1 protein-coding gene and 1 pseudogene are annotated in these 1,644 nt (G+C 69.9%); both read right to left on the bottom strand.

What is annotated here, in order from left to right; translation table 11 throughout:
- Positions 1-29: 29 nt before the first annotated feature.
- Complete coding sequence (tgt, locus tag HMPREF3121_RS03210; RefSeq protein ID WP_070519822.1) at positions 30-1,277, bottom strand: tRNA guanosine(34) transglycosylase Tgt; 1,248 nt, start codon at positions 1,275-1,277, stop codon at positions 30-32.
- Positions 1,278-1,439: 162 nt separating this feature from the next.
- Positions 1,440-1,644 (bottom strand): annotated as a pseudogene (locus HMPREF3121_RS12690) (hypothetical protein); the annotation flags it as partial.

Here is a 1,644-nt window from a genome sequence, read left to right as displayed (position 1 = left end):
CGGGGCGGCCATCCGCGGCCGCCCCGCCGCTACTTTTTCTTCCCGGCGTAGTACCGGCCGAGGAACTCGTCGCGGTACTCGTCGAACGTCCCGTCGAGGATCGACGCCCGGATGTTCTCCACCAGCTTCACCATGAAGTGCACGTTGTGGATGGTGCACAGGGTGCCCGCCAGGTACTCCTTCGCCTTGAGCAGGTGGTGGATGTACGCGCGCGAGTAATTCATCGACGTGTACGACTCGACCTCCGGGTCGATGGGCCCGAAGTCGGTCTTGAACCGCGCGTTCGTCAGCGTGATCTTCCCGTCCAGGGTGTAGACGCCACCGCGGCGCGCCAACCTGGTCGGGGCGACGCAGTCGAAGGTGTCCGCGCCGGCGGCGACGGCGGCGAAAATGTCGTCCGGCTCCGAAATGCCCAGCAGGTGGCGCGGCCGGTCCTCGGGCAGCTCGTCGGTGACCCACCGGCAGATCTCGCCCAGACGCTGCTTTTCCAGCGCCCCTCCGATCCCGTACCCGGCGAAACCGAGCTTCCCGGCGGCTTCGGCGTCGTCGGAAAGCGACACCAACCCCCGCGCGGCGCGGCGCCGCAAATCCTCGTACTGGGCGCCCTGCACGACGCCGAAAAGCTGCTGCAGCGGCCGCTCCCCCTCGGCGAGCTCGCCCACCCGCCCGGGCACCTGGTTGCGTTCGCGCGTCAGGCGCTCGTGCTCGTCGAGGCAGCGTTTCGCCCAGCGGTGCGTCCGCTCGACGGAAGCCTCCTGGTACTGGCGGGTGTTCATCAGGGTGGTCAGTTCGTCGAACGCGAAAATGATGTCCGCCCCGAGCTTGTGCTGGATGCCCATGGACACCTCGGGCGTGAAGCGGTGCGAGCTGCCGTCGATGTGGCTGCGGAAGGTGACGCCCTCCTCGTCGACGAAGGCGTTGCGTTCCTTGCCGGGCGCGACGATGTCGTCGTTTTGCAGGCCGGTGACGTCCATGGCGAGGGTTTTGCGGAAGCCGACGCCGAGGCTCATCACCTGGAATCCGCCGGAGTCGGTGAACGTGGGGCCGTGCCAGTTTTCGAACCGCGTCAGCCCGCCGGCGGCTTCGACGATGTCGGGGCCGGGCTGCAGGTACAGGTGGTACGCGTTGGACAGCACGGCCTGCGCGCCGGTTGCCCGGATCTGTTCGGGCGTCAGCGTTTTCACCGTCGCCTTGGTGCCGACGGGAATGAACGCGGGGGTTTCCACGTCGCCGTGCGGGGTGCGGATGATTCCGGCTCGCCCCGGCTCGCCGTCCATCTGCTTGACGACGGTGAAGTTCTCCTCGTTCGCCGTTGAATCCGTCACGGGGTGGTCTCCTCGAAAAGTCGCGGGCCCGGCCGGGGTTCCGGTCGGGCGTCGGCGGCCGGGGCGCGGTGTGGGGGCGCCCCAGCCGGTGATGTGGTGGTGCCGGAGGCGGGGTCAGTCGTCTCCGTCGAGTTCGTCGTAGTCGCGCGGGTCCCACAGGGCCCGGCGGCGGCGCGGGCGGGAGCGGCCGCCCTCGCGCTTGATGAGGTCCTGGACCGAGATCGAATCGTCGGCGGGCTCGGTCGGCTCGGCGGGCGCGGCTGGCTCGGCCGGCCCGGCCGACTCGGCTGGCTCTACCGGCCCGGCGGGCGCGGCGGGG

Source organism: Corynebacterium sp. HMSC11E11 (assembly GCF_001807025.1).
In the GTDB taxonomy this organism is placed as follows: Bacteria; Actinomycetota; Actinomycetes; order Mycobacteriales; family Mycobacteriaceae; genus Corynebacterium; species Corynebacterium freneyi.
Note: the sequence above shows the minus strand (reverse complement) of the source record. Positions and strands in the feature narration are given on the sequence as shown.